This is a genomic window from Sneathiella aquimaris (assembly GCF_026409565.1).
Taxonomy (GTDB): Bacteria; Pseudomonadota; Alphaproteobacteria; order Sneathiellales; family Sneathiellaceae; genus Sneathiella; species Sneathiella aquimaris.
The window spans coordinates 814,000-820,000 of the sequence record NZ_CP112881.1 but is presented as its reverse complement, the minus strand read 5'-3'; the positions used below and the strand labels follow the sequence as shown (position 1 = coordinate 820,000).

Sequence of the window (6,001 nt, the reverse complement as noted above, 5' to 3'; positions counted from 1 at the left end):
GCGTTCGTTTCCAAACGTTATCCCGTACCGAAAGGCAAATCCCCACGCGTTACTCACCCGTGCGCCACTCTCCACTTCCCGAAAGAAGCTTCTCGTTCGACTTGCATGTGTTAGGCCTGCCGCCAGCGTTCGTTCTGAGCCAGGATCAAACTCTCAAGTTTGATTTAAAATTGACAAATTTCCCGTCACAACGTTCTGCTCAATTATTTCCATAATCAAGCGCTGAACTGCAAATTACTTACATAACTTCCAGAATACACGTCACGACAAAATACTCATCAATTCAACAAGCCGCCGTCCGCGTATCCCTTCTCATCTATCAACAATGTAAATCAAAAAACGAAGCCGTCTAACAACCTCTAATTCCCTTCAGTGCGACCCTCAAATCCCCCGTCTCTCAACCGGTTCTCAGTAGCCCGCCCCGTTGGCGTGGAGCGGTTTATAGGCCCATACCCACAAACCGTCAAACCCTTTTTTCATCTTTTTTCAATTTTTATGAAATCAGCCATATTTGAAAACAAAAATCGCCGTTTTCCGCGCTTCATAACCCACATCTAATTGACAACGGCAATTTGCTTCAAGCCATATTCCCCAATTTTCGGGAGCAAACAAATGGGGTCAGAATGAATCAAACTGAAATGGCCTTATATAGAGTATCAGCCGTTTATCATTTCACCCCCCCACAAAAGCCCCTCTCGACATGATTTGAGCACAATCATTCGATATTGCAGGGCCAATCCTTCGACATTAAGGAAATATTGAGGAAAACTTGACAAAAACACAGTCAGTAAGCATTGTTTGGTCGTTTCCATATATAGTTAATCGAACCGACAGATGCCGAAGTCGTATGGTGGTGTAATAAGTGCGAATGAAACGTGAAGGTACATCTTTTAAAAAAATCAGAACCAAAAGGGCTACTCTACCTATGTTAGCCATTGTTCTCGGCGGGTTAATGGGCGGCGTTGCCGCATTTGCCTTTGCCCCTTCTACCTCCCTCTCGTCTTTGGAAATGGCGTCACTATCCGATCAGAAGAACACGGATACAGGACTGCGCACCGATACACCCCGATCCGAAGGTGAGAGTAATGGGCAAAGCACGCCCAACACAGACGCTTCACAACAGGCAGCGATCGCTCAGCTACCGAAAGACACAACGAAGACAGTGTCGGTTGGCAAGGGCGACACCTTAATGAAGGTTTTAACCCGCGCCGGCGCGGATCCGCGAGAAAGCCATAAAGCAATTACGGCTCTGTCCGAAGTCTTCGACCCCCGCAGACTAAAAGTGGGTCAAGACATCACCCTGAACTTCGAACAGAGCGCAGAAGCAGCGGAAGCGGCCAATGCAGATATCAATCTGGTCAGTATTTCGCTGAAACAGGATGTTGATAAACAGGTTGCAGCAATCCGCACGCCGAACAATGATTTCCAGGTCCGCGAAACTGTAATCTCTTTAGAAAAGAAAATGGTCCGGAGCGGTGGCGTTATTCAAAACTCACTATTCCTCTCCGCGGCGCAGGCTGGTCTACCAACAAAAGTCATTCTCGAAATGATTCGAATCTTCAGTTATGACGTTGACTTTCAACGCGAGATCCAGCCGGGGGACCAATTTGAAGTCTATTTCGAACGCTTTGTTGACGAGAACGGGACACCCCTCAAAGAGGGTCGCATCCAATGGGCGTCCATGACCCTGAGTGGAACTGAAATCGCTCTGTACCGGTATACAACTAAAGACGATGGCTTTACGGATTACTATACTTCAGAAGGACAGAGCGTCAGAAAAACACTGATGCGGACACCAATTGACGGCGCCCGCTTGACCTCTCGATTTGGCAAGCGGCGGCATCCGGTCCTGGGCTACACCAAAATGCATCGCGGCGTCGATTTTGGAGCCAGTCGCGGCACCCCCATCATGGCGGCCGGTAATGGCACCGTTGAGATGGCTCAGCGCAATGGATCGTTCGGAAATTATGTTCGCATCCGACATAACAGTGGATACAAGACAGCCTATGCCCATATGAAAGGCTTCGCAAAAGGCATCCGCAAAGGGAAGCGTGTAAAGCAGGGACAAGTCATCGGATATGTTGGAACAACCGGACGCTCTACAGGCCCTCACCTTCATTATGAAGTGCATAAGAACGGACGTCAGATAAACCCACTCTCGGTCAAGCTACCGGCTGGTCGAAAACTAAAAGGGGGTATCATGGCTGACTTCAAGCGTTTCACCGGAAAAATGGATAAGGCGATTGCCGCCCTCCCCCTTAACAAACAGGTCGCAAGTCTGGATTAAGGAAAACCAATAAAAAAGGCGGCTTTTAAAGCCGCCTTTTTCTGTTATTCAGTTTACGCTGCCTCTTGAAGCGCCCCGTTGATCAGAAGCCCTTGGTCGCTGGAACTGACAACAACATCATCCCCCTCGCCAATATCACCCTGCAAAAGCAAACTCGCCAGAGGGTTCTGCAGGTACCGCTGAATAACGCGCTTAAGTGGCCGTGCACCATAAACAGGGTCAAACCCTTTATCCGCCAGCCATGTGGACGCCTTTTCATCCAGTTGAAGCCCGATATTCTTGTCTTCCAGCAATCTCCGCAAATGAGTAAGCTGAATATCAACAATCTCATCCATATTTTCACGGGTAAGCCGGTGAAAGATAATCTGCTCATCAAGCCGGTTAAGAAACTCTGGACGGAAGGATGAACGAACGACCTCCATCACCCGATGCTGTACAAGCGGGTCATCAGAATCTGAATCACCTGTCAGGAATTCACTGCCAAGGTTTGACGTCAGAATAATAACCGTATTCTTGAAATCAACGGTCCGTCCCTGTCCATCGGTCAAGCGACCATCATCCAGAACCTGGAGCAATATATTAAAGACATCCGGATGAGCTTTTTCAACCTCATCAAACAAGATGATCTGATAAGGCCGACGGCGAACCGCTTCGGTCACAACCCCGCCCTGATCGTACCCCACATATCCAGGAGGGGCACCGATCAAACGGGCCACACTGTGTTTCTCCATATATTCGGACATATCTACCCGAAGTAAAGCATGCTCGTCGTCAAACAAGAACTCAGCCAATGCTTTTGTTAGCTCAGTTTTACCGACACCGGTTGGCCCCAGGAACAGGAAGGAGCCAATTGGCCGGTTCTGATCCTGCAACCCTGCCCGGGCGCGCCGAACTGCATTTGAAACGGCAGTAAGCGCTTCTTCCTGACCGATAACACGCCCTCGAAGACGGCTTTCCATTTCAAGAAGCTTCTCTCGTTCACCTGACAGCATTTTCTCCACAGGGATACCGGTCCAGCGAGAAACGACGCCAGCGATATCTTCCTCTTTTACGCTTTCACGCACCAGGGAAGAGGTTTCGGTGTTCTCTGATTCAGCAAGTTGCTTTTCAAGGTCTGGAATAACACCATATGTTAATTCCCCGGCGCGCTGCAAATCACCCTGGCGCTGACAGGCCGCCAAATCATTGCGGGCTTGCTCCAGCTTCTCTTTAACCTGCTGCGCGGAGTTCAACTTGTCCTTTTCGTTTTTCCAAATCTCGGTAAGCTCGTTGGACCGCTCTTCCAATGCAACAAGCTCGCTTTTAAGCTTCTCCAGCCGATCCTGCGAAGCTTTATCGTTTTCTTTTTCCAGGGCAGAACACTCAATCTTCATCTGCAGGATTTTACGGTCAAGTTCATCGACTTCTTCAGGCTTGCTATCGATTTCCATTTTTCGCCGGCTCGCCGCTTCATCCATCAGATCGATGGCCTTATCGGGCAGAAACCTGTCTGTAATATAGCGGTTGGACAATGTCGCCGCTGCAACCAAGGCACTATCAGAAATCTGAACACCGTGGTGAAGTTCATATTTCTCTTTCAATCCACGTAAAATGGAGATGCTGTCTTCAACCGTTGGCTCTGAGACGAAAACTGACTGGAAGCGACGGGCAAGAGCCGCATCTTTTTCAATATACTTCCGGTATTCATCCAGCGTCGTTGCACCGACACAGTGGAGTTCACCGCGGGCCAACGCAGGCTTCAGCAGGTTGGATGCATCCATCGACCCTTCAGCAGCACCCGCCCCAACCAATGTATGCAATTCATCGATAAACAGCACAATTTCACCGCCAAGGGCTGAGATCTCGCTAAGCACTGCTTTCAAACGTTCTTCGAATTCACCACGGAATTTTGCGCCGGCAATCAGTTGCCCCAAATCCAGTGACATCAATTTCTTGTCTTTAAGGCTTTCGGGAACATCTCCGTTCACGATCCTCAAGGCTAATCCTTCGATAATCGCTGTCTTACCCACTCCGGGCTCACCGATTAACACTGGGTTATTCTTGGTTCGGCGCGACAGAACCTGAATAGTTCTGCGAATTTCTTCATCCCGTCCGATGACAGGATCAAGCTTTCCTTCTTTTGCAGCCTCTGTCAGGTCACGCGCATATTTCTTTAATGCGTCATAGCTGCCCTCGGCAGCCGCGCTATCAGCTGTCCGCCCTTTCCGCAAATCGTTAATCGCTTCGTTCAGGTTATTTGCTGAAACGCCAGCATCTTTCAACGCTTTAGCAGCATCGGAACCGGTTTCCAGCGTCAGCGCAAGCAGCAACCGCTCAGCAGTAACAAAGCTATCTCCCGCTTTTTCAGCAAGTTTTTCTGCTCCGGAAAATACCCGCGCAAGGTCAGGGCTGACATTCAGCTGCCCTGCGCCACTTCCTGTGACCTGTGGGATCTTCCCAAGCAAGACCTCAACACTCATTAAAGCGTCTTTGGCTCTGCCGCCGGATTTATTGATCAGGCCGCTTGCTAAACCTTCAGGATCATCCAACAGGACCTTCAGAAGATGTTCGGGTTTTAAAATTTGATGGTTTTCGCGTAACGCGAGAGATTGGGCCGCCTGTACAAAACCACGCGACCTGTCTGTATATTTTTCAAAATCCATGCTCGTCCTCGACACATAGCCCGCCGTTTCTCTGTGCAACTATGGTCAATCCCTACAAGAGGCAATTGGCAAAGTCCACCGACGGTTCGTTATCTTAGATTTGGTGTGATTTCAAAATTTTACAAGAAAAATGTCCAACTTTGAGGCAAAAAAAAGCGCCTGTATAAAGGCGCTTTTATCAATTATTCAGCTGTCTGGGGCTCGTCACTTTCAGACGGTGTATCCGTCCGGCGGTTTGCCCTGCGACGCAATCCCCGTGTCCGGCTGACGCGTCTTTTTGTTTTCGGCTTTTCCGCATCATCCTCTGACGCGTCATCCTCTACCTGATCCGGCTCATCGGGCGAGACCGTATCGGCTTCACCTTCATTGGTCGCGGACAAATCAAGAACCAGTGGCTTCTCGTCAGCATCGGCGGCAACACCGTCTGTCTGCTTCCTGTCCTCAGTACCATCAGCATTTTTATCAGAACCCTGAACCGTTGACGCTTCCTCTGCACCACTCTCTTCAGATGATCCCTCTTCCGCTTGCTCCTGATCCGTATTCTTTTCCGGTTTGACCAAATTATTAGCCAGCATAATTCGGAAATAATGTTCCGCATGCTGAAAGTAATTTTCGGCCGCAACCGGGTCACCAGCAGTCTGTGTATCCCGTGCCAAGGTCACGTATTTTTCGTATACTTGAGACGCAGATCCCCGGATTTTTCCGTCAGGACCATTACTGTCATAACTACGATTTCCGCTATTCGACCGTCTGTTGTTATTCGACCCACTACGTCCTCCGGAAGAACCGGAGCGCCCATTTCCTGAGCCGGATCGACCGCCGCGCGGGCGTCTGTTACCGCTAACTCGCATTATTCTATTGAATCCGTCAAAAAAGAGTTCAAAGTCTTCTTATGGTCCCAATACCCGCGCCATGAGATTTATTCTCACTACGAAAAACAGATGTCCTGCATCTGAAGGGTTCGACCTGATTTTATGTTAAGTATTAAGATTGATGACCACTTTGGGCCCAAGCGCATACGCTTGATCTAAAAGAACCCTACCCTTGCTTTTAAGATTTTCCAACTGTTTTT

3 protein-coding genes and 1 rRNA gene (1 of these 4 cut by a window edge) are annotated in these 6,001 nt (G+C 49.1%); 1 reads left to right on the top strand and 3 read right to left on the bottom strand.

All coding sequences use genetic code 11. The annotated features are described in order from the left end of the window. Nucleotides 1-161: ribosomal RNA gene (locus tag OIR97_RS03770) — 16S ribosomal RNA — on the bottom strand (it extends 1,335 nt beyond the left edge of the window). A gap of 764 nt (nt 162-925) precedes the next feature. On the opposite strand from OIR97_RS03770, the gene OIR97_RS03765 reads away from it, so the two are divergent. Next, a complete protein-coding gene (locus OIR97_RS03765; RefSeq protein ID WP_169546346.1) occupies nt 926-2,287 on the top strand; it encodes a M23 family metallopeptidase in 1,362 nt (453 codons plus the stop codon). A gap of 53 nt (nt 2,288-2,340) precedes the next feature. Here OIR97_RS03765 and clpB read toward each other — a convergent pair whose 3' ends face one another. Beyond that, entirely contained in the window at nt 2,341-4,929 is a 2,589-nt protein-coding gene (clpB, locus tag OIR97_RS03760; RefSeq protein ID WP_169546344.1) for an ATP-dependent chaperone ClpB, read from the bottom strand. 182 nt (nt 4,930-5,111) lie between these two features. Further along, nucleotides 5,112-5,780, bottom strand: a complete 669-nt coding sequence (locus tag OIR97_RS03755; RefSeq protein WP_169546342.1) for a DUF4167 domain-containing protein — start codon at nt 5,778-5,780, stop codon at nt 5,112-5,114. Between the last annotated feature and the right edge of the window lie 221 nt (nt 5,781-6,001).